General features: G+C 61.7%; 20 protein-coding genes. 8 read left to right on the forward strand and 12 right to left on the reverse strand.

What is annotated here, in order from left to right; translation table 11 throughout:
• The first annotated feature begins 11 nt into the window (after positions 1-11).
• The gene (gene blaOXA / locus DEM27_RS03290; RefSeq protein WP_109456731.1) at positions 12-830 is read left to right on the forward strand and encodes a class D beta-lactamase; all 819 of its coding nucleotides are present in this window, start codon (positions 12-14) and stop codon (positions 828-830) included.
• A gap of 130 nt (positions 831-960) precedes the next feature.
• Positions 961-1,365, forward strand: a complete 405-nt coding sequence (locus DEM27_RS03295) for a hypothetical protein (RefSeq protein WP_109456732.1) — start codon at positions 961-963, stop codon at positions 1,363-1,365.
• Between the two features lie 57 nt (positions 1,366-1,422).
• On the opposite strand, the gene DEM27_RS03300 is transcribed toward DEM27_RS03295, so the two are convergent.
• Both DEM27_RS03300 and DEM27_RS03305 read right to left on the reverse strand, forming a co-directional pair.
• On the reverse strand, positions 1,423-2,211 hold the full coding sequence (locus DEM27_RS03300) for an SDR family oxidoreductase (protein ID WP_109456733.1): 789 nt from the start codon (positions 2,209-2,211) through the stop codon (positions 1,423-1,425).
• A 26-nt stretch (positions 2,212-2,237) separates the two neighbouring features.
• Positions 2,238-3,659, reverse strand: a complete 1,422-nt coding sequence (locus DEM27_RS03305; protein ID WP_245445626.1) for an FAD-binding oxidoreductase — start codon at positions 3,657-3,659, stop codon at positions 2,238-2,240.
• A gap of 225 nt (positions 3,660-3,884) precedes the next feature.
• On the opposite strand from DEM27_RS03305, the gene DEM27_RS03310 reads away from it, so the two are divergent.
• Together DEM27_RS03310 and DEM27_RS03315 are read left to right on the forward strand one after the other, a co-directional pair.
• Positions 3,885-5,549: an electron transfer flavoprotein-ubiquinone oxidoreductase gene (locus DEM27_RS03310; RefSeq protein ID WP_109456735.1), complete on the forward strand. Its 1,665-nt coding sequence runs from the start codon at positions 3,885-3,887 to the stop codon at positions 5,547-5,549.
• Positions 5,550-5,724: 175 nt separating this feature from the next.
• Positions 5,725-6,339, forward strand: a complete 615-nt coding sequence (locus DEM27_RS03315; protein WP_109456736.1) for a L,D-transpeptidase — start codon at positions 5,725-5,727, stop codon at positions 6,337-6,339.
• 116 nt (positions 6,340-6,455) lie between these two features.
• Here DEM27_RS03315 and DEM27_RS03320 read toward each other — a convergent pair whose 3' ends face one another.
• A complete protein-coding gene (locus tag DEM27_RS03320) occupies positions 6,456-6,851 on the reverse strand; it encodes a DoxX family protein (protein ID WP_109456737.1) in 396 nt (131 codons plus the stop codon).
• Positions 6,852-6,993: 142 nt separating this feature from the next.
• The gene (locus DEM27_RS03325) at positions 6,994-8,238 is read right to left on the reverse strand and encodes an MFS transporter (RefSeq protein ID WP_109456738.1); all 1,245 of its coding nucleotides are present in this window, start codon (positions 8,236-8,238) and stop codon (positions 6,994-6,996) included.
• A 326-nt stretch (positions 8,239-8,564) separates the two neighbouring features.
• Here DEM27_RS03325 and DEM27_RS03330 point away from each other — a divergent pair, with 326 nt between their 5' ends.
• Complete coding sequence (locus DEM27_RS03330; RefSeq protein ID WP_109456739.1) at positions 8,565-9,527, forward strand: diacylglycerol/lipid kinase family protein; 963 nt, start codon at positions 8,565-8,567, stop codon at positions 9,525-9,527.
• Here DEM27_RS03330 and DEM27_RS03335 read toward each other — a convergent pair whose 3' ends face one another.
• The 3 genes from DEM27_RS03335 to DEM27_RS03350 form a co-directional block, all read right to left on the reverse strand.
• On the reverse strand, positions 9,528-10,883 hold the full coding sequence (locus DEM27_RS03335) for a glutamine synthetase family protein (protein WP_109456740.1): 1,356 nt from the start codon (positions 10,881-10,883) through the stop codon (positions 9,528-9,530).
• 216 nt (positions 10,884-11,099) lie between these two features.
• Positions 11,100-12,602: an ArnT family glycosyltransferase gene (locus DEM27_RS03345; protein ID WP_165823332.1), complete on the reverse strand. Its 1,503-nt coding sequence runs from the start codon at positions 12,600-12,602 to the stop codon at positions 11,100-11,102.
• Between the two features lies 1 nt (position 12,603).
• Positions 12,604-13,605 carry a glycosyltransferase family 2 protein gene (locus DEM27_RS03350; protein WP_109456932.1) on the reverse strand — a complete coding sequence of 334 codons (1,002 nt, stop codon included), beginning with the start codon at positions 13,603-13,605 and terminating at the stop codon, positions 12,604-12,606.
• Between the two features lie 102 nt (positions 13,606-13,707).
• On the opposite strand from DEM27_RS03350, the gene DEM27_RS03355 reads away from it, so the two are divergent.
• Positions 13,708-14,673, forward strand: coding sequence for a lysylphosphatidylglycerol synthase transmembrane domain-containing protein (locus DEM27_RS03355; protein WP_109456743.1), 966 nt, complete (start codon positions 13,708-13,710; stop codon positions 14,671-14,673).
• Between the two features lie 4 nt (positions 14,674-14,677).
• Here DEM27_RS03355 and amn read toward each other — a convergent pair whose 3' ends face one another.
• Complete coding sequence (gene amn / locus DEM27_RS03360; protein ID WP_109456744.1) at positions 14,678-16,180, reverse strand: AMP nucleosidase; 1,503 nt, start codon at positions 16,178-16,180, stop codon at positions 14,678-14,680.
• Positions 16,181-16,269: 89 nt separating this feature from the next.
• The gene (locus DEM27_RS33840) at positions 16,270-16,440 is read right to left on the reverse strand and encodes a hypothetical protein (RefSeq protein ID WP_165823306.1); all 171 of its coding nucleotides are present in this window, start codon (positions 16,438-16,440) and stop codon (positions 16,270-16,272) included.
• A gap of 155 nt (positions 16,441-16,595) precedes the next feature.
• Between DEM27_RS33840 and DEM27_RS03365 the strand changes: the two genes are divergently transcribed.
• Both DEM27_RS03365 and DEM27_RS03370 read left to right on the forward strand, forming a co-directional pair.
• Positions 16,596-17,294, forward strand: coding sequence for a glutathione S-transferase family protein (locus tag DEM27_RS03365; RefSeq protein WP_109456745.1), 699 nt, complete (start codon positions 16,596-16,598; stop codon positions 17,292-17,294).
• A 448-nt stretch (positions 17,295-17,742) separates the two neighbouring features.
• Entirely contained in the window at positions 17,743-18,009 is a 267-nt protein-coding gene (locus DEM27_RS03370) for a sel1 repeat family protein (RefSeq protein WP_109456746.1), read from the forward strand.
• Between the two features lie 250 nt (positions 18,010-18,259).
• On the opposite strand, the gene DEM27_RS03375 is transcribed toward DEM27_RS03370, so the two are convergent.
• The 3 genes from DEM27_RS03375 to DEM27_RS03385 all read right to left on the reverse strand — a co-directional run bounded on the left by DEM27_RS03375 (position 18,260) and on the right by DEM27_RS03385 (position 20,341).
• Positions 18,260-19,369, reverse strand: a complete 1,110-nt coding sequence (locus DEM27_RS03375; protein WP_109456747.1) for a pyridoxal phosphate-dependent aminotransferase — start codon at positions 19,367-19,369, stop codon at positions 18,260-18,262.
• An 81-nt stretch (positions 19,370-19,450) separates the two neighbouring features.
• Positions 19,451-19,810 carry a PilZ domain-containing protein gene (locus tag DEM27_RS03380; RefSeq protein ID WP_109456748.1) on the reverse strand — a complete coding sequence of 120 codons (360 nt, stop codon included), beginning with the start codon at positions 19,808-19,810 and terminating at the stop codon, positions 19,451-19,453.
• Between the two features lie 177 nt (positions 19,811-19,987).
• The gene (locus DEM27_RS03385) at positions 19,988-20,341 is read right to left on the reverse strand and encodes a hypothetical protein (protein ID WP_109456749.1); all 354 of its coding nucleotides are present in this window, start codon (positions 20,339-20,341) and stop codon (positions 19,988-19,990) included.
• Between the last annotated feature and the right edge of the window lie 75 nt (positions 20,342-20,416).

A 20,416-nucleotide genomic window follows, 5' to 3' on the forward strand; every position in this document is an offset into this window, starting at 1 on the left:
CGGAGATCGCCATGACCAGAAAATTCCGCCTCTTTGCCGCTTTGTTCCTTGCCGGGTCAGCCCTGAATATAGCCGATCTGGCGGCGAAGGAGCCGGGCAGGATCGAGTGCACATTGATCGTCGACGAGGTGAGCGGCGACGTCCTCCATCGTGAAGGCATTTGCGACAAGGCGTTCAGCCCGATGTCCAGCTTCAAATTGCCTTTGGCCATCATGGGTTACGATGCAGGCGTGCTCATCGATGCACAAAATCCGCTATGGGACTACAAGCCCGAATTCGCCGGATCGAAGCGCGAGCAGAAGGCGACCAATCCGACCATATGGGAGAAGGATTCGATCGTCTGGTATTCCCAGGAATTGACGCGGCGTCTCGGCGAAAGCAAGTTCGGTGACTACGTGCAGCGTTTCAACTACGGCAACCGCGATGTCAGCGGCGATGCGGGCAAGAAGAATGGCCTGACGCATGCCTGGCTGATGTCGTCGCTAAAAATTTCTCCGGAAGAGCAGGTGGCATTCCTGCGGCGTTTCCTCAGGGGCGAACTGCCGGTCTCCGAACATGCGATGGACATGACGCAGGCAATCCTGCCGCATTTTGCGGCCGCGGATTGGGATGTGCAGGGCAAGACCGGTAGCGGCTGGATGAAGACCAAAAGCGGCAAGATCGACAGGAGCCGCCCGATCGGCTGGTTCGTCGGCTGGGCGATGCGGGACGAGCGCCGCGTGATCTTCGCCCGGCTTGAGGTCAATGCGAAAGATACCGAAGAGTATGCCGGCAGGGAGGCCCGCGACGAGTTTCTCAAGGCGCTTCCGCGGATCTCCGAGACGTTTTAGTCCAACGATTGTCCTTTCTCCCCAAGTATCGACGCCAAACTATTTTTAAGCCTATCCAGTAACGGTCTCCCTATTTGTCATGGCGGTATTATAAGTGCGGCATCGTCAGCCACATACTGGGAGTACCGTTATGAAGCTTGTTGCTATCGCTGCTGCTGCCTGCTTTCTGTCGTCCGTTGCCATGGCTCAGGAATCGCCCGTTGGGAATTGGGCGATGGACAAGGATGCCACGCTGGCTGTTCTCGTCGAGAACGGCAAGGACGATGAAAAAGTGAAGCAGATGGTCGAGATGCTCGCGGCATCGACCGTCGATTTCACCGAGGACACTATCCAGTTCATGGCATCGCCGGATGTTTTCCTGGCCAAGTGTGGTTGGGAAGCCGACGATCAGGGCGCCATCAAGATCCAGAACTGCGTCGACAAGGACGGCAAGCCGGACGCCAAGAACGGACCGACCAGCGCCAACTGGATGGAAGACGACAGCCTGCGGCTTCTGGGCGGCCATGACATGGTTCTCGTCTATCGCCGCAAGTAGGTCTACGCAAAAGCAATCCTGCGCGGTTTCGTTCCGCACAGGATTTTTCATGTGTTGTCAGAGTGAATGCGCTGCGCCCCCGTCGCAACGGACCATGCTGCCGGTGACGTAGCTTGCCGGTTCGCTGCAGAGGAAAGCGGCGACCGCGGCGAATTCCTCGACACGGCCATACCGACCGGCCGGAATCTCTTTTGCGGAGGACCTGCGAATGTCCTCGAGGCTGCGGCCGGTTCTTTTCGCAACGGCATTGTCCAACTCGTCCAGACGGTCGGTATGAATGCTGCCCGGCAGGAGCAGGTTCGACGTGATACCGTAACCGGCAACCTCGGTCGACAATGTTTTCGACCAACCTGCCAGCGCCGGCCGCAGGGTGTTGGAGAGCGCCAGCCCGCCGATCGGCTCGATCACACCGGAGGAAGCGACGGTGAGGATGCGGCCCCAGCCTTGTTCCTTCATGCCCGGCAGCAACCGGTTGGTCAGGTTGATGATCTGCAGCACCATCGAATGAAAATAGGTGATGAGCTTGTCTTCGCTCATGTCTTCGGTGGTGCCGGGCGTCGGCCCGCCGCTGTTGTTGACCAGGATATCGACGCCACCGAGCTTGTCTGCGATGGCCTTCTCCATGGTCGGCACGAATTCCGTGTCACCGAGATCGGCCCAGACCCAGTCTGCCTTGCCTTGGCCCAACTGGTTGATCTCCTTGCAGTTTGCCGCCAGGCGGTCGCCGTTGCGGCCGCAGAGCAGGACATGGGCGCCTTCGCGCGCAAGCGCCATGGCGATGCCGCGTCCGAGGCCGCGGGAGGAGGCAAGCACGACGGCGCGTTTGCCCTGGATGCCGAGATTCATGGTGAAATCCTCTGTCGCTGGAAGTGTCAGAAAGGAACCTTGCCCGGATTGAACAGGCCTTTTGGGTCGAGCAGCGCCTTGAGCTGCCGCGCCAGCGCCTGTTTTTCCGGATGGCAGAAGGTCTGGTAGGCATGGCGTTTTTCGATGCCGACGCCATGCTCCGCCGAAAAGCTGCCGCCTGTCTCCGTTACGCCTGTGTAGACCGCGTCTTCGATGGGCAAGAGGTGGTCGGCTGCCGATGTATCGACATTGGCGATCGACAGATGCAGGTTGCCGTCGGCGATATGGCCGTAGACGTAGGCGTCGTAGGCCGGATCGATCGTTTTCAGTCGCGCCCGCAAGCCGGCGACATAATCGTCGAGATGACGCGGCGGAACCGAGACGTCGAAGGACGGGGCGCCGGGGTGGAAACGGTAGATGAAATGCGATTCCTCGCGCAGTTGCCAGAAACGGCGGGCCTGGTCGAGCGATTGCGCGACGATGCCGCCCGTCAGACCGGCCGGTCCCCAGAGTTCCTCCAGTCCGCTTTCGAGCGCCTCGGTCGCCACGGCCACGCTCTCGGCGGAAACCTCGATCAACAGGACGGCGGCGGTCTCCGGCTCCAGCCAGCCGAGGTCTAAACCGAAGGTTTCGGCGCTGTCGCGGATGAAGCGCTGCCACATCAGTTCGGCACCCTCCAGCAGCGCAAACGGCAGGTCGCGGAAATGGCCGATCACGGAAAGTGCCGCTTCGGCGTTCGCAACGCCGATCAGAGCCGTCGCCCGCGCCGCGCGCCGGCTTTCGAGCTTGAGGGCCACGCGCGTCACGATGCCGAAGGCGCCTTCGCCGCCGATGAACAGATGCTTGAGGTCCGGCCCGGCGCTGACCTTCACCACCCGCGTCAGGTCGCGAAAGATCTCGCCGTTCGGCATGACGGCCTCGAGCCCCAGCACCTGGTGGCGCATGACGCCGTTGCGGAAGGCAAGGATGCCGCCGGCATTGGTCGAGACCATGCCACCGATCGTCGCGGTGCCGCGCGACGGCAGGTCGACGCCGGTGGTCAGCCCATGCCGTCCCGCAGCCTCCTGCAGCGCCTGCAAGGTTACGCCGGCCTGCGCCACGGCGGTGCGTTCGGCAGGGTCCAGCATGTCGATGGCCGAAAGCCGCGCCGTCGAGATGATCAATTCCCCCGGCCGGCTGATATTGCCGCCGACAAGCCCCGTGCGGCCGCCTTGCGGCACGATCGCCACGTTTTCGCGGCCGCACCAGGAGACCAGCCTCGCAACCGCTTCCGTCGTCGCCGGAAACGCCATAACCCCAGCCTCAAAATTCTGCGGATGTTCACCGGGATCCCGATTGGCCAGTTCGTCCGGACCGACGAGCCCGATCTCCGTGTCGAAAGACCGCAGGGTTTCGAAGAGTTGTGTTGGTGTATAGGATGTCATCGTCGTCTTTCTGAGGGTAATCATGTCGCGTCCGGACGCGAAGTCCCGTGCCGATACCGGTATCCCTCCTGGGGCGGGAAAGGCAAGCCGGTCTTTCATGCAAGGGTTCGTTGTGCATTGCGAAGAAAAATTGTTATGCAGATGTACAATTGGACCGCAGGTATCGTATCGATGCTCGACAAACGCGCTGTGTTTTGACAAGAGATAAAGAAACGGGCGTGGGGACGCCCGGCAGATGGAGAGAGTTTGATGAGCGAGACGTTTGAGCTTCCGGAACGCGAGTCGATGGAGTTCGACGTCGTCATCGTCGGTGCCGGGCCGGCGGGCCTCTCGGCGGCGATCCGTCTGAAGCAGATCAATCCCGATCTTTCCGTCGTCGTCCTGGAAAAGGGATCGGAAGTCGGCGCCCATATCCTGTCCGGCGCCGTCGTCGATCCGATCGGCGTCGACAAGCTGCTGCCCGGTTGGCGTGAAGAGGCCGACCATCCGTTCAAGACCGAAGTGACGGCCGACCATTTCCTCTTCCTCGGTCCGGCCGGCTCCATTCGCCTGCCGAACTTCGCCATGCCGCCGCTGATGAACAACCACGGCAACTACATCGTCTCGCTCGGAAACGTCTGTCGGTGGCTCGGCGCCCATGCGGAAGCACTCGGCGTCGAGATCTATCCGGGCTTTGCCGCATCGGAGGTGCTCTACAATGATGAAGGCGCGGTGATCGGCGTCGCCACCGGCGACATGGGCATCGAGCGCAATGGCGAACCCGGCCCGAACTATACCCGCGGCATGGCGCTTCTCGGCAAATACGTGCTGATCGGCGAGGGTGTGCGCGGTTCGATCGCCAAGCAGCTGATCGCCAAATACGATCTCCAAAAGGATCGCGAGCCGCAAAAATTCGGCATCGGAATCAAGGAACTCTGGCAGGTGAAGCCCGAGCATCACAAGCCGGGCCTGGTGCAGCACTCCTTCGGCTGGCCGCTCGACATGAAGACCGGCGGCGGTTCGTTCCTGTATCACCTGGAAGACAATCTCGTTGCGGTCGGTTTCGTGCTGCACCTCAATTACAAGAATCCCTACCTCTATCCGTTCGAGGAGTTCCAGCGCTTCAAGACGCATCCGGCGATCCGCGATACGTTCGAGGGCGGCAAGCGGCTTTCCTACGGCGCCCGCGCCATTACCGAAGGCGGCTACCAGTCGGTTCCGAAGCTCTCCTTCCCGGGCGGCGCGCTCATCGGCTGCTCGGCCGGTTTCGTCAACGTGCCGCGCATCAAGGGCAGCCACAATGCAGTTCTCTCGGGCATGCTCGCCGCCGACAAGATCGCCGAGGCGATTGCGAGCGGCCGCGCCAATGACGAGCCCGTCGAGATCGAGAACGAATGGCGCGCAACGGCGATCGGCACCGACCTGAAGCGGGTGCGCAACGTCAAGCCGCTGTGGTCGAAGTTCGGCACCGGCATCGGCATTGCGCTGGGCGGCCTCGACATGTGGACGAACCAGCTGTTCGGCTTTTCCTTCTTCGGCACGCTGAAGCACGGCAAGACCGATGCGGCGTCGCTGGAGCCGGCTTCGAAGCACAAGAAGATCGACTATCCGAAGCCGGACGGCGTGTTGACCTTCGACCGTTTGTCTTCGGTGTTCCTGTCGAACACCAACCACGAGGAAGACCAGCCGATCCATTTGCAGGTCAAGAATCCGGACCTGCAGAAGACGTCCGAACACGACATCTATGCCGGTCCCTCGACGCGTTACTGTCCCGCCGGGGTCTACGAATGGGTGGAGAAGGACGGCAAGGACGTTTACGTCATCAATGCGCAGAACTGCGTCCACTGCAAGACCTGCGACATCAAGGACCCCAACCAGAACATCAACTGGGTGCCGCCGCAGGGTGGTGAAGGGCCGGTCTATCCGAACATGTGACGCCGCCTTCGCGCCGTTCTCCAAAGGGGCGGCGCGGACGGGTGACTGCTGCCGGGCAGGGCTCGAATGCCTTGAAAAAGCGCCACAGGTTAATCCGATGGCTCAGGCTTAAACCATTGTTAACCATACTTTCCTTAAGTTGCGGCATATCAACCGGAATTTAAGGAAAGCCCAGATGTCGATCTCCCGCCGCGGCCTGTTGCTCGGTTTCTCCGCATTTCTTGCGGGTTGCACCACGAACGGTACGAACCACGCCAGCAACTACGGTTCCCGGCCGGATGAACAATTCCCGCTGAAGGCGATGCCGCTCGACAAGGTCAAGCCGGAACTGCGCCGCCAGGAAGTCGCCTATGATGCCGGTTATCCCGCCGGAACGGTGGTGGTCGATACGCCGGCGCGCCGCCTCTATTACGTGCTCGGCGACGGCAGGGCGATGCGCTACGGCATCGGTGTCGGCCGCAACGGATATGCGCTGCGCGGCAGCGCATATATCGGCCGCAAGGGCGAATGGCCGACCTGGACGCCGACCGGCAACATGATGCGCCGCGATCCGCGCAACCGCCGTTTTGCCGGCGGCATGGAGCCCGGACTTAACAACCCTCTCGGCGCCCGCGCCATCTATCTCTATCAGGGCGGCAACGACACCATGTTCCGCATCCATGGCACCAATCAGCCTTGGTCGATCGGCATGGCTGTCTCGAGCGGCTGCGTGCGCATGCTCAATCACGATGTGATCGACCTCTACGAACGCGTCAAGGTCGGCGGCCGGGTCGTCGTGCTACAGGCCTGACGGCTGTAAGGGCGCGCATCGACCGGAAACGAAACGCGCCAGATATCCGCAAGAGCAACATACAATGCGAAGACGCCGCCCGGCAAAACCAGGCGGCGTATTGCGTTGTCCAGCAGTCAGCGAGCCGACTTCCAGGTGACGACCATCAACGCGCCGATCACCGTGATGTGTTCCATGACAAAGTAGAATTCCAGCGTCCTGAGCGGCTCTTCCATCGTCCAGAATGTATGGGCGATCGGGATGGTCAGGGCGGTGAAGACCGCCAGCATGCCGGCGCCGATCCATGTCCAGCGGTTGGCGATGACGAGCGCCGAGCCGATCAGCTGCACGAAGATGACGGCGATTGCGACTGCTGCGGGCGGGGTCAGGCCGAAATGCGCCATCTCGGCCGTCGCGGCGTTGAAATCGAGAATTTTTGCGATCCCGCTCGACCAGAAGATGAAGGTCAGCACCGTTCGGGCGAGATAGCCGAACGCGCGGGATGTAACGATCGTTTCGATAAAGGACGGCATTTCATTCTCCGGTTGCGAAATCGAGAGGCACGATGCCCGGCTCGGGAGGAGCCGGATGATCGTGCCGACACCATTTCTACCAGAGCCCGGCATCGGCCCGGTTCCCGCGGGAACAAGGCCGATATCGTACAAACCGGGATTGTCAGGCGCGTCTGGCCCCGCGGTCCAGCAGATAGGATACGGCAAACACGCCAAGTCCTGCAACGGACAGCAAGGCGCCGACATAGCCGGTCGCGGCAAAGCCGTAGCCCCAGGTGATGACGAGGCCGCCGAGCCAGGCGCCGAGCGCATTGGCGATGTTGAAGGCGGAATGGTTGGACGCCGCGGCAAGCGTCTGGGCATCGGCGGCGACGTCCATCAGCCGTGTCTGGATGGCCGGGCCAGCGGCAAAACCGCAACCGACCAGATAGACGCACAGGCACAGCATGAACGGGTTGCTGGCCGTCAGTGAGAACACCGTCAAGACGACGATATTGTAGAGGATCGAGCCGCCGATCGTGCCCATCAGCGAATATTCGCCGAGCTTGCCGCCCACCAGATTGCCGGTGATCATGCCTACGCCGAACAGCGCCATGATGACTGACACCATGCTCTCGGGCATCATCGCCACCTGCGTTGCCGTCGAGGCGATGTAGCTGAAGACGGCGAACATGCCGCCGTAACCCACGGCGGCGATGCCGAGCGTCAGCCAGACCTGCGTGCGGCGGAAGGCGCCGAGTTCGCGCGTAAAGCTGGCGCCTTCGGAAACCTTGTCCTTCGGCAGGTAGATGAAGATCAGCGCGACCGTGAGCACGCCGATGGCGCCGACGGCGAGGAAGGCAACGCGCCAGCTCAGTGCCTGGCCGAAGAAGGTCGCGATCGGCGTGCCGATCAGCGTTGCCGTGGTCAAGCCGAGCATGACGCGCCCGACGGCACTCGCCCGCTTGTGCAGCGGTGCCATCGAGGCCGCAACGAGGGCGGCGACGCCGAAATAGGCGCCGTGCGGCAGGCCGGTGATGAAGCGCAGCAGCGTGAAGGATTCGAAGTTCGGGGCGATGGCGCTGAGGATGTTGCCGATGGCGAAGATCGACATCAGCATCAGGAGCAGGTTGCGCCGCGACATGCGCGCAGCCGCCACGGCAATCACCGGCGCGCCGACCACGACGCCGAGCGCATAGGCGCTGATGACATAGCCCGCCTGCGGCGTCGTCACCGAGAAGGTCGTGGCGACATCGGGCAGGAGACCCATGATCGCAAACTCGCCGGTGCCGATCCCGAAGCCGCCGACGGCCAGCGCCAGTTCGATCAGGATGATGGCAAGACGGGGCAATTGTGCGGGCGCGACGGACGCGGATGAATCGATGTAGGTTTCCGGCGAAGAACGCTCGGCGGCAGCAAATTCGGTCATGTTGGCCTCAAGGGATCCGTTCAGGCCGACCGGTGTGCGTTGGGAGGCCGCACAACGATATCGACCGGGCGATGGCGCCGGGATCGAGAAGTAAGTCTGACAAAGCAATTCTGCCCATATATCCTATAATCGGCGCCCTCCGTCGAGGGCGAAATTTTGCACTGCAATATGATTTTCTTCACACTGTGTGCAAACCGCACCATCACCATAAGTCGATGGCATCAAATTTTCCCGCCGGTCTCCTGTGAATCATCGAAGCGAGCAACTATTTGTTCAGCGGATCGTTTACAGCGCGCACTTATTCCCAGCGGAGGCCGACGTCGAACATGAAGCTGATGGCGATTCTCAACCGGGATGGCGGGACCTTCAAGACAACCGACATGGCTGCCTACGAAGAGATGGCGGAAAACATCTTCCGGCAGGCGGGGCACGATTTCGGATGTGTGGTCGTGTCCGGCAAGGACATCGTCGAGGTGATGGAAAAGGCCGCGGAGCGCGGCGATCTCGACGGTTTTATTGCCGGCGGCGGCGACGGCACGATCTCGGCGGCCGCGGCGATCGCCTGGCGCAACGGCATCGCGCTCGGCGTCATTCCGGCGGGAACGATGAACCTGTTTGCCCGGTCGCTGAAATTGCCGCTGGATATCCACGCCGTGCTGGAAACGCTGGCGCACGGGCGGATCGAGAATGTCGATATCGGCAGCGCCAACGGGCGTCCCTTCATCCACCAGTTCTCTGCCGGCCTGCACGCCCGCATGGTGCGTTTCCGCAACACGATCTCCTACGCTTCCCGCATGGGCAAGATTTCTGCGAATGTCCGGGCATCCATCGGCGTGGTTTTTAATCCGCCGGAGTTCGAGATGGAGTTTTCCGTCGATGGCGTCATCGAGCGTCGCAAGGTGTCGGCGATCTCCGTCTCCAACAACGAGTTCGGCCGCGATCCGCTTCTTTTTGCCGATGACCTGACCGGCGGGCAACTGGGCTTCTACACCACACAGCCGCTGAAGCCCGCCGGCGTTGCCCGGCTGGTTTTCGATATCATGCGTGGCCGGCTGAAGGAGAACTATGCCGTGACCGCCATGGCGGTGCAGGCGCTCGACCTGCATTTCCCGGATGCGAAGGGTCGGAGCAATTGTGTCATCGACGGCGAGTTGCTGCCGATGGAGACCGACGTGTCGCTGCGCCTGCACCCCGGCGAACTGAAGGTGCTGGTCGGCGACCCGCCGCCCGTGCCGACCTTGATCGAGCGCATGGCGGCGGTTCTTCCCGCATCGGAGCCCAAGCCGTGATCAGATGCGCGGCAGATAGGTCTGGTAGTCGAAATCCGACACGGTGCGCAGGTAGGTGATGGCTTCCTTGCGCTTGGTATCGCCGTAGAGCTTGCGATAGCTCTCGCCAAAAACATCGGCGATGAAGGCCGAGGAGGAGAATTCTTCGACGGCGGTAAGGAAGTCATGCGTCAGCCGCTTGGCCTCGACCACGGTGCCGGGCTCGGTCGCCGGGCCGGGGTCGAGGTCTTCGTCAAGGCCGAGCAGCATGCCGCCGAGAATGGCGGCCAGCAGCAGGTGCGGATTGGCATCGGCGCCGGCGACGCGATGTTCGACGCGGGCGGCCGGGCCGTCCTTGTCAGGAATGCGGATCGCCGTGCCGCGATGGCCAAAACCCCAGGTCAGGTCGACCGGCGCGAAGGAACCGGGCTGGAAGCGGCGATAGGAATTGGCGAAGGGCGCGAAGATCAGCTGTGCGTCGCGCATGGAGTTCAGCATGCCGGCGCAAACCGACTTGAGCTTGACCGGATCGCCGCCCTTGGCATCGAGAACGTTCTTGCCGGACTTGTCGATGATGCTGGCATGCACGTGCAGGCCGGAGCCGGCATGGTTGGCGTAGGGTTTCGCCATGCAGGTCGATTTCAGCCCGTGCTTGCGCGCCGCCTGTTCGGCAATGCGCTTCAGGTAGATGCAGTCGTCGGCAGCGGCAAGCGCGTCGGGACGGTGCAGCAGGTTGATCTCGAACTGGCCGGGGCCGAATTCCGCCGTGGTGGCGTCGGCGGGCAGGTCCTGTGCCTTGGCCCAGGCGCGTACGGTCTGCAGGTAGGAATCCAGCGCATCGACCGCCGACATGTCGTAGAGCTGGTAGCCGTTCGGCTCGCCCTTGTACGTCAGCCTCTTCGGCGGCGTCGGCTTGCCGGTCTCGCGCCAGTCGTCCTCGACGACGTAAAATTCGAGTTCGGTGGCGACGACCGGCGTCAGGCCGCGGTCGTCGTATTTCTTCAGGACGGAGGCCAGGATCGCGCGCGGATCCATGAAGCTCGGCGTGCCGTCGAGTTCGTACATGGTTGCCAGAACCTGCGAGGAGCCCGCCGGCGCCCAGGGCATCGGCACATGCGAGCGCCTGTCGGCGATGCAGACGCCGTCCGGATCGCCGATCGTCAGCGACAGGCCGGTGATGTCGTCGTTGTCGTCGCCCCAGATGTCGAGCGACTGCGTCGACGAAGGCAGGCGGACGGAACCATCCCAGACCTTCTTTTCCGCGTCGATCGGGATCTGCTTGCCGCGAAGATCGCCGTTCATGCCGACGAGCAGGATTTCGATACGCGGCGGCAGGGCGGCAGACGCGTCTTCCGCGGCCTTCGTTTGGTCTGACATGTTTTGACGTACTCGCTCTGAAAGTTTTTCGTATTGTTCCTGGTCCGATCAGCCGGTGAAGCCGGTGCCAGGCGCTTATTATGACGCCCTGTTGGTATCCGAAATCCATCCGCCTTTCAATCGGGGCCGGAAGCCGGCACGCGGCCGGCAAAACAAAGCCGGCGCCCGAATGTCGCGCGCCGGCTTTGTTTTTCTTTTCGACACTGTCGGCCTTGCCTATCCGGCTTTCGGATAAACCACCGCATAGCTGAAATGATAAAGATCGCCCGGCCGGCCGTTAATGTAAGGGAGCGCCACGTCCTTCGCTTCGATCCTGGCATCCGGCCCGGCGATGGTCTTCAGCCAGTTGCTCAGGTCTTCCGGTGGTGCCGGATCCGGTTCGCCGCGACGGCGCCAGGCAAAGACGATGGGGTGATCCGCTGTCCATTCGTAGGCCGGCTTGTAACCGGGATAGAACAGCGTATCGATCGGCACATCAGGCATGTGCAGCCTAATGTTACCGCCGAGATGCGGGTCGCCGGCAATCACGATTGCCGGGGTTTTGCCGATTTCGTCGGCCAGCGTCTGGGTAAAGGCGGCATAAGGCACGTTCAGCTTCTCGTAATAACCCGTCAGGTAGGCCACCTTGGAGCGCGAGAACAGCACGAGCGGCACGATCGCCATGATGATGAAGGCGATCGGCAGGAAACGCTTCAAGGCGTTGTCCGGAACATTGCCGGCCGCTTCCAGCTTCAGCGCGAAATAGAGCGGCAGCAGGATCAGGAAGGGCGTCAGCCAGCGGTCCTTGATGTTTTCGGCATCGGCAAACAGGATCAGCAGCACGATAAAGCCGAGTACCATGGCAAGGATGCGGCCGATCAGCCGCGTCCACTGGCTCTGCGCCGTCAGGCTCTTGATCAGCGCTTCCTTGAAGGTCAGCCAGAAGCAGAAGAAGGTGAGGGCGCCGAAACCCAGCAGGGCGAGGACGTAGGAGAGGAACCCTTTTGGGATCTGCAGGAAGATGCTGGTGTCAGTGGTGCCCTGCATCTTTTCCAGCGTGCGGGCCGAGGCCAGTTCCAGATTGTCGAAGAGCCACAAGGAATGTGGCGTGACGACGGTAAGGGCGATCACCGCCGTCACCAGCAGCCGCCAGTCGAACAGGCGCTTGCGCAGGTCGGGATCGAGCAGCACGGCGATCAGGGCGGCGCTGGTCAGAAGGGCGAAATTGTACTTGGCGATCAGGCCGCAGCCGATCGCCAGACCCGTTAGCGCATAACTGAAGATCGTCGGCGCCCGCAGCGTCCTGAGAAAACCGTAGAGGAACATGCTGGCGCAGAAGATGGCGCCGACGGTGTGCGTCAGATCCCGCTGCGATTCATAGACGACCTGGGGAATGGTCAACAAGCCAAGCACGGCGATGATGGCCAGTTGGCGGCTCTGCAGAACCTGTCGGGCGGCAAACCAGTAAAAGGCATAAAAGGAGAAAAGAACGAGGTTCTTGAAGACGGCGATGGCCGGGATCGAGACGCCGAAAAGGGCGATTACCCCGTATTGCAGCCAGTTGTAGAAAGGCGGCTGGGTGTCGTAGCCGAGCGCCAGCCATTGCGAGACAAAAATCTGCTCCGCTTCGTCAATCTCCAGCGAGTCCGGCAGCGATAGCCGGACGATGAGATTGAGCAGAAAATAACCTGCGAGCAGAACGAGGACGAGGTTCGGCCGCCTTTGAAGCAAAGCCGCCACGTCAATCCTGCCGTCGGAAGGTTGTACGGATAATGTAGTTTGGTGTTTCATCGGCCTGGAAATAGGTTCGGGCGATCATCTCGGCGAGGATGCCTGTCGTGACAAGCTGCACCGACGAGAGGAACAACATGACACCGACGATCAGCATCGGCCTGCCACCGATGTCGTTACCAAAGATGAATTTGTCAACAAAGAGATAAAGCAGGATCAGGACGCTCAGGAATCCGGTGCCGAGGCCGAGCGATCCGAAAAAATGTCCCGGCCGCGCCTTGTAGCGCATGAAGAACATCACGGACAGCAGGTCGAGGATGACGCGGAAGGTCCGCGAGATCCCGTATTTCGATACGCCGTGCTGGCGTGCATGGTGGGTGACGGGCATTTCCCCGATGCGCGAGCTCGGCACGACGCCGGCCACCCAGGCGGGGATGAAGCGGTGCATCTCGCCCATCAGCTTGACCTGCTTGATGATCGAGGCGCGGTAGATCTTCAGGCTGCAGCCGTAGTCGTGCAGCTTGACGCCGGTGATGCGGCCGATGAGATAGTTGGCGCACCAGGACGGGATCTTGCGCAGGAACAGACCGTCCTGACGGTTCTTGCGCCAACCGACGAGCAGGTCGAGTTCGCGGGCTTCCAGCGCCTCCACCATGCTCGGAATGTCCTTGGGATCGTTCTGCAGGTCGCCGTCGAGCGTGGCGATGAGCCGGCCGCGGGCGGTGTCAATGCCGGCCTGCATGGCGGCGGTCTGGCCGAAGTTGCGCTGCAGCTCGACGATTTTCAGGTCGAGGTCCGGGCGCTCGACATATTTGCGGGCATTGAGGAGCGTCGCATCGGCGCTGCCGTCGTCGACGAGCACCAGTTCCCAGCGATGCGGGTAATCTTTCATCGCCTCGCAGATGCGATCGATCAGGGGGCCGACACTTTCTTCCTCGTTGAAGATCGGCACGACGAGGGATAGTTCCATCGGCTGGACGCTGCTCTGAGATATCAGCTCGGCTTCCGTCATGTTCTGCAAGTTCAACTTCTCCAAAGCGGCCCGATGGCCATCATGCTATCTGCCATGCTAACAACCGGCCCGTCAGCAATCGCACGGGAAAGCCACGACTATATGAATTCCAGAAAGGATGCCAGCCGAGAGAGAGGGATTCTCCGCAATCGGATGGTCATTTTGGCGGTGGCGGTCATGGCCGGTTACGCAGCCTTTATCGAGTGGGCGTTCGGCTGGGCGGTGCTGTTCAGGGAATTTGCAGCCGTCGGTTACATGCCGTTGTCGTTGGCGCTCGCGGCACTGGTGGGCACCTATTTCATTCGCTGCTGGCGCATCCACGACTACTTCCCGGCCGAAACGTCCGGGCGCTTTCTGCTGCTGTTTCGCGTGACGCAGGTCCACAACCTGCTCAACATCATGCTGCCGCTGCGGACCGGGGAAACCAGTTTCCCGCTCTTGATGCGCTCGGAATTCGGCATGCCGCTCGCCCGCGCCACTGCAGCACTCCTGGTCATGCGGCTGCTCGATCTGCACGCCCTGTTTGCCGCCGCCGGCATCGGGATCGTCATCGGCGCCGGTTATCGCCCGCCGGCGGCCGCACTCTGGTTTACCTTCCTGCTGTCGCCCGTCGCCTTCTACGCCATGAAGCGGCCGGTCTTCGCTTTCCTTTCCGACCGGCTGCCGGAAAAGCTGCGGCGGCTGGTCGATGAGGTCGATCGCGGCATGCCTGTCGACATGCTTGCCTTCGTGCGCGCCTGGATGGTCACGGTCGCCAACTGGGGCATCAAGGTGGTGGTGCTGGCCTGGGCGCTGGCGTTGATGGGCGTCGAGCCGTTCGCCGCCTGTTTCGGCGGTGCGCTGGGCGGCGAATTGTCGTCGGTGCTGCCGGTGCATGCGCCGGGCGGCGTCGGCACCTATCCGGCCGGCATCGTTGCCGGCGCACTGTCTTTCGGAGCGCCGGCCAAGGGCGAGGCTTTCGCCATTCTCGGCAGGGCAAGCGTCAATGCCCACCTGCTGATCCTGGTCTCGGCGCTTGCCGGCACCGGGCTTGCCCTGCTTCTCTCCCGGCGCTCTCCGAAAACCTGACGACCTACTGGAAGGCCGTCTCGTAGAAGCTGCGCAGCTTGCGGGAATGCAGCGCTTCGGTCGGCATCGCCGCCAGTTTCTGCACGGCCCGGATACCGATCTGCAGATGCTGGCTGACCTGGGTACGATAAAAGGCCGTCGCCATGCCCGGCAGTTTCAGTTCGCCATGCAGCGGCTTGTCCGAAACGCAGAGCAGCGTGCCGTAGGGCACGCGGAAACGGAAACCGTTGGCGGCGATCGTCGCCGATTCCATGTCGAGCGCGATGGCACGCGATTGCGACAGGCGCTTGACCGGGCCGCGCTGGTCGCGCAGTTCCCAGTTGCGGTTGTCGATGGTGGCGACGGTGCCGGTGCGCATGATGCGCTTCAGCTCGAAACCCTCATAGCCGGTGATTTCCGCCACGGCGGCCTCCAGCGCCACCTGCACTTCCGCCAATGCCGGGATCGGCACCCAGACGGGCAGGTCGTCATCGAGCACGTGATCCTCGCGCACATAGGCATGCGCCAGCACATAGTCGCCCAGGCGCTGACTGTTGCGCAGGCCGGCGCAATGGCCGAGCATCAGCCAGGCATGCGGGCGCAGCACGGCGATGTGGTCGGTGATGGTCTTGGCATTCGACGGACCGACGCCGATATTGACCATGGTGATGCCGGCATGCCCCTTTTTCTTGAGGTGATAGGCCGGCATCTGCGGCAGGCGCACCATGGCAAGGTCGGAAGCCGGCCGGTCGGCGCCGGCGGGCGTGACGATGTTGCCCGGCTCGACGAATTCCGTATAGCCCTCGCCGCCGATCGACATCAGCTCCCGCGCCCAGGCGCAGAACTCGTCGATATAGAACTGGTAGTTGGTGAACAGCACGAAGTTCTGGAAGTGGTTGGCGTTCGTCGCCGTGTAGTGGCTGAGCCGCGCCAGCGAATAATCGATGCGCTGCGCGGTGAAGGGCGCAAGCGGCGCCGGCTCGCCCGGCGGCAGTTCGTATTCGCCGTTGGCGATCAGGTCGTCGGTGTTGTTGAGGTCGGGCGTGTCGAACAGGTCGCGCAGCGGCACGTCGGAGAGCGACGAGGAGGCGGACGCCTCGACATGCGCGCCTTCTCCGAAGGCGAAATGCAGCGGGATCGGCGTGGCCGATTCAGACACCGTCATCGGCACATTGTGGTTGCGCATCAGAAGATTGAGCTGTTCCTTGAGATAGTGCTTGAAAAGCCGCGGCCGGGTGATCGTCGTGCTGTAGACGCCGGGCGCCGTCACGTGGCCGTAGGACAGGCGGGAATCCACATGGCCGAAACTGCTCGTCTCGATGCTGACCTGAGGGTAGCACGCGCGGTAGCGGCCGGTGACCGGCGCACCCTGTGCCAGGGATTTGAAGGCATCGGTGAGGAAGACAGTGTTGCGCTCGTAAAGCTCCGTCAGCGCAGCAACGGCCTGCGCGGAATTATCGAATGTCTGCGGGACAAATGGGTCCGGCGAGATGAAGGGAAGGGGAAGGGACGAGATTCGTTTGCTCATGCGCCACTATAGATTGGCGCTGTTGACAAGCAAGCGACATCCCGATGGATTTCCCCGGAAAATCCTACCGGCAGAACGCCTTGCGGTCCTCAGAGGACGGCGACGCAGGAGGGGCTTGCCGGATGGTAGCAGGGCGCGGCGGTGCCGATGTGCACCCGCGCCGGCGTCCGGCCGGAATGCAGCACCGCCGCCGAGAAAGCCATGGCGAAAATCGCCGCGGTGAGGGTGATGATGGTAAGACGCCGTGCCAGAATTGCCATTGCCAAGCCCCGTAAGTGGTATCCCCTTGATTGTTCCACTTTGATACGCCGGGCCTGAACAGGCGCTGAGACGGTAGTTCATTTTCCGTTCAGAAAGGCTCTTGAACTCGGCAGCGGCATGATTACCTCTGATCGACCAACAGGAGAGGATCCGGATGACTGCGCCTATCGAACTTTATTACTGGCCGACCCCGAACGGCTGGAAGATCACCGTCATGCTGGAGGAACTCGGCGTTCCCTACGAGGTGAAGTACATCAACATCGGCAAGGGCGAGCAGTTCGAGCCGGACTTCCTGAAGATCGCCCCCAACAACCGCATGCCGGCGATCGTCGATCCGGACGGCCCGGGCGGCGAACCGATCTCCGTCTTCGAGTCCGGCGCCATCCTGCAATATCTCGGCCGCAAGTTCGGCAGGTTCTATCCGACGGACGAGCGCACCCGCGTACAGGTCGAGGAATGGCTGTTCTGGCAGGTCGGCGGCCTCGGGCCGATGGCCGGACAGGCGCATCATTTCCGCCAGTACGCGCCGGAAAAGATCGAATACGGCATCAATCGCTATACCAACGAGGTGAACCGCCTTTACGGTGTGATGAACAAGCGGCTCGCCGAGCGCGATTTCCTCGCCGGCGATTATTCGATCGCCGACATGGCGTCGATCGGCTGGGTCATCCCCCATGAACGGCAGGGGCAGGATCTCGACGACTTCCCCAACCTGAAGCGCTGGTACGAGACGGTCATGGCCCGTCCGGCGGTGATCAAGGCGATTGCCGTCGGCAAGGAAGAGCGTGATCGCTCCAACCTCGCCACGGACAAGGAAGCCCAGAAGGTGCTGTTCGGCCAGCGCGCCCGCTGATCAACACCTCGTTCCAATGCTGAAGATCAGCCCGGGGCCTGCGCCGCCGGGCTTTTTCATGCCCGGAATCTCTTTCCTCCGGCCGGAAAAATTCATGCGAAAAAATCGGCGGCTCGATTCAGGGTGAACAAAGGGTTGAGATCGAGGTGTTTATTTTTCGTAAAATTCTCCGAAAAGTCCTTAATTTCCAGGCGGTGCGATGCTTAACGGAATCCGGCGTTTACCGGGTGTTTGTATTTTGTTTGTGTCAAATTAATCATGCATTTTAAACGCGTGTTGAAGGCCGTTTGGCATAGTGAAGCCATCAGACGAGCAGGGAATAACCCGCCGACCGGAACGATCGAAAACCCGCTAGAAGACGGAGAGATCGTTTCCGGTGAATGCCTCGAAAATCGAGGAAAAACAGGGACTTTACGGAACCAAACAGGCTTTAACAGGGACAGATCCAATGGCACGCTTTGAAATTTCCAATTCCGAAATGGCCACCATGGGTGGCGAAAACCGCGCTGAAGTCTATTGCGAAATGGGACTGATGTATGCAACCGGCCGCGGCTGCGACATCGACCTCGTTGCCGCACACAAATGGCTTAACATCGCGGCGATCAAGGGTTCCGAGCGCGCTGCCGAGCTGCGCGCCGATCTGGCCTCGACCATGAGCAAGATGCAGCTCGCCACCGCCCTTCGCGCTGCCCGCGAATGGATGACCATGCACTGAGCATGGCGCGCAAAAGCGTGCAGCGGTTTTGCGAAAAAGACATGCGGAAACAGAAAAGCAAAGCGTCAGAGCGAATCTGAAAGATCGCGTCACGCTTTGAGCCTGCAACACCAAGCGGTACAAAATTCCAGAACAAAAAGAAAAAGGCCCGGAGAGGGACGTCGGCGGGGACTTTCAGACGGGACCACGCTGACACATGAGAACCGCGACCGGCAGGGACAAGGCCGGCGCGGTTCCTTTGTTTTTGGCGTCAGAGCGCCTTCAGCACCTGCGGCAGCGCTTCGGCGAGCAGATCGAGGTCGTGTTCCGGCCCGACGCTGATCCGGATGCAACGGTTCAGCGGCGCGACACCCGGCATGCGGATGAAGACGCCGTGCTGCATCAGGCCGTCGACGACGGCGCGGGCGCGAACGCCGTCCCCGCCGCAATCGATGGCGACGAAGTTGGTCGCCGAGGGCAGGGCCAGCAGGCCGTTGTCGGCGGCGATCGCCGCAATCCGCTCCCGCGCCTTTTTGATCTTGCCGACCACCGCGTGCAGATAAGCCTGGTCGGCGAGTGCCGCTTGTGCCGCCACCATGCCGATGCGGTTCATGCCGAAATGATGGCGGATCTTGTCGAAGGCCTGGACCGTGCCGGGCGTGCCGATGGCATAACCGACCCGCGATCCGGCCAAGCCATAGGCCTTGGAGAAGGTGCGTGTGCGGATGACGTTTGGCTGTTCGATCAGCGCCTGCATCGACGGCATGGCGCTTGCCGGGCCGGTTTCGCAATAGGCTTCGTCGAGGATCATCAGGCAGGTTTCCGGCAGCGCCCGGGTGAAGGCGACGATGTCGTCGGCCTCCCACCAGCTTCCCATCGGATTGTCGGGATTGGCGAAATAGACGAGCGTCGCATCTTCGCGCTTAACGGCGTCGAGCAGGGCATTCAGGTCTTCGCGGTCGCCGGCATAGGGTACGGTCGCCAGCCGGCAGCCGAAACCGTTGGCGTGGAAGTTGAACGTCGGATAGGCGCCGAAGGAGGTGACGACCACCGAGCCCGGATCGATGACGAGGCGGACGATCAGGCCGAGCAGGCTGTCGATGCCTTCGCCGATGGCGATGTTGTCCGCCCGGATGCCGAGATGGACGGCAAGCGCCTGCTTCAGGTCGTGGTTTTCCGGATCGTTGTATTTCCAGGTCTCGCCGGCGCGCGCGCGGATGGCGGCGAGCACCGAAGGCGCCGGGCCGAAGCCGCTCTCGTTGGCGCCGATGCGGGCCTTCACCGGAAGGTTGCGCTGACGCTCGATGGCCTCCGGGCCGACGAAGGGAACTGTGGAAGGAAGGGCGCGGATCAGCGGCGTGAAGCGCGAGAAGGCAGACATTCGGTCATTCCGGGCTGGTTGCAAATCGCGCCCACAATAGGTTCTTGCGCGCCCGAGGCAAGTGCCGTCCTGCGGCGATCGCTATTTTGCAGCCCCGGCGAAATCGGCGCGGACGATGCTGCGCACCGTTTCCTCGTCCAGGATGTCGATGAATTTCACGCCGACGCGGTTGCCGTTGCGATAGACTTCGGCGCAGCCGACGCGAGTGAGCAGCCCAAGGATGTTGAGATAATAGTGATCCGGCAGGCCGATGGTGGTGTGGACGGAGAAACCGGCGCCGCCCTGCGATATATCCGTGATCTGGCAACTGCGGATCGACATGCCGGCGAGACAGGGGCGGACCGCGATCAGCCGCGCCGGTCTGCGAACCCTGAAACGCTCCCAATTCCGTTCCTCCGTTGCTGCACGAGGAGCGGAAACTTGCACGGCGGCACGGGACATTCGCTTCTCCCTGTCTTTGACGAAGTGAGCCTCGCACGAATAAATTTCAGCGAAATCAATGTATTCATTCAAATTTTAGCAATAGTGGAAAGACAGGTTTTCGGAAAAAAGGAGGGTTTGCAAAACGCAGTTGGCCGGACCTTGTCCAGGTCCGGCCAGGCCATGATCACGTCGATATCAGTGGGTGGTGGTGTTACCGAGGCGGATGACGTGGGTCAAGAATTCCTGGGCGATCAGCATGTTGAAGCCGACGGTCACGAATTCTTCCTCGCGGCTGATGACGGTGCAGCCGATCTCGTCCTTGATGCCGATGATTTCCAGGAAGAAGTTGCTGGGGAAAGTCAGGTAGGGGCTGACTTCCAGCAACGCCCCATAGAGCGAAATATGTCGCACGAGGCAGCGGATATGCGTCTTGGCGCTGAGGTGGTGGCCGACGATGATGATGCGGCCGGGCCGGTCGACGACGAAATTCTGGAATGCGCGCTCGGGATGATCGATGCGTCTCGGTGTGGTTCGCGGGTTCAGGGGCATGTGGTGACCCTCCGTTTCTCCTCCATGGGACTGCACCATAGCGCAGGTGCACTGAAGAGCCGTTTAGAAAACCGC

The sequence above is a fragment of the Rhizobium album genome, from assembly GCF_003122325.1.
GTDB lineage: Bacteria > Pseudomonadota > Alphaproteobacteria > Rhizobiales > Rhizobiaceae > Metarhizobium > Metarhizobium album.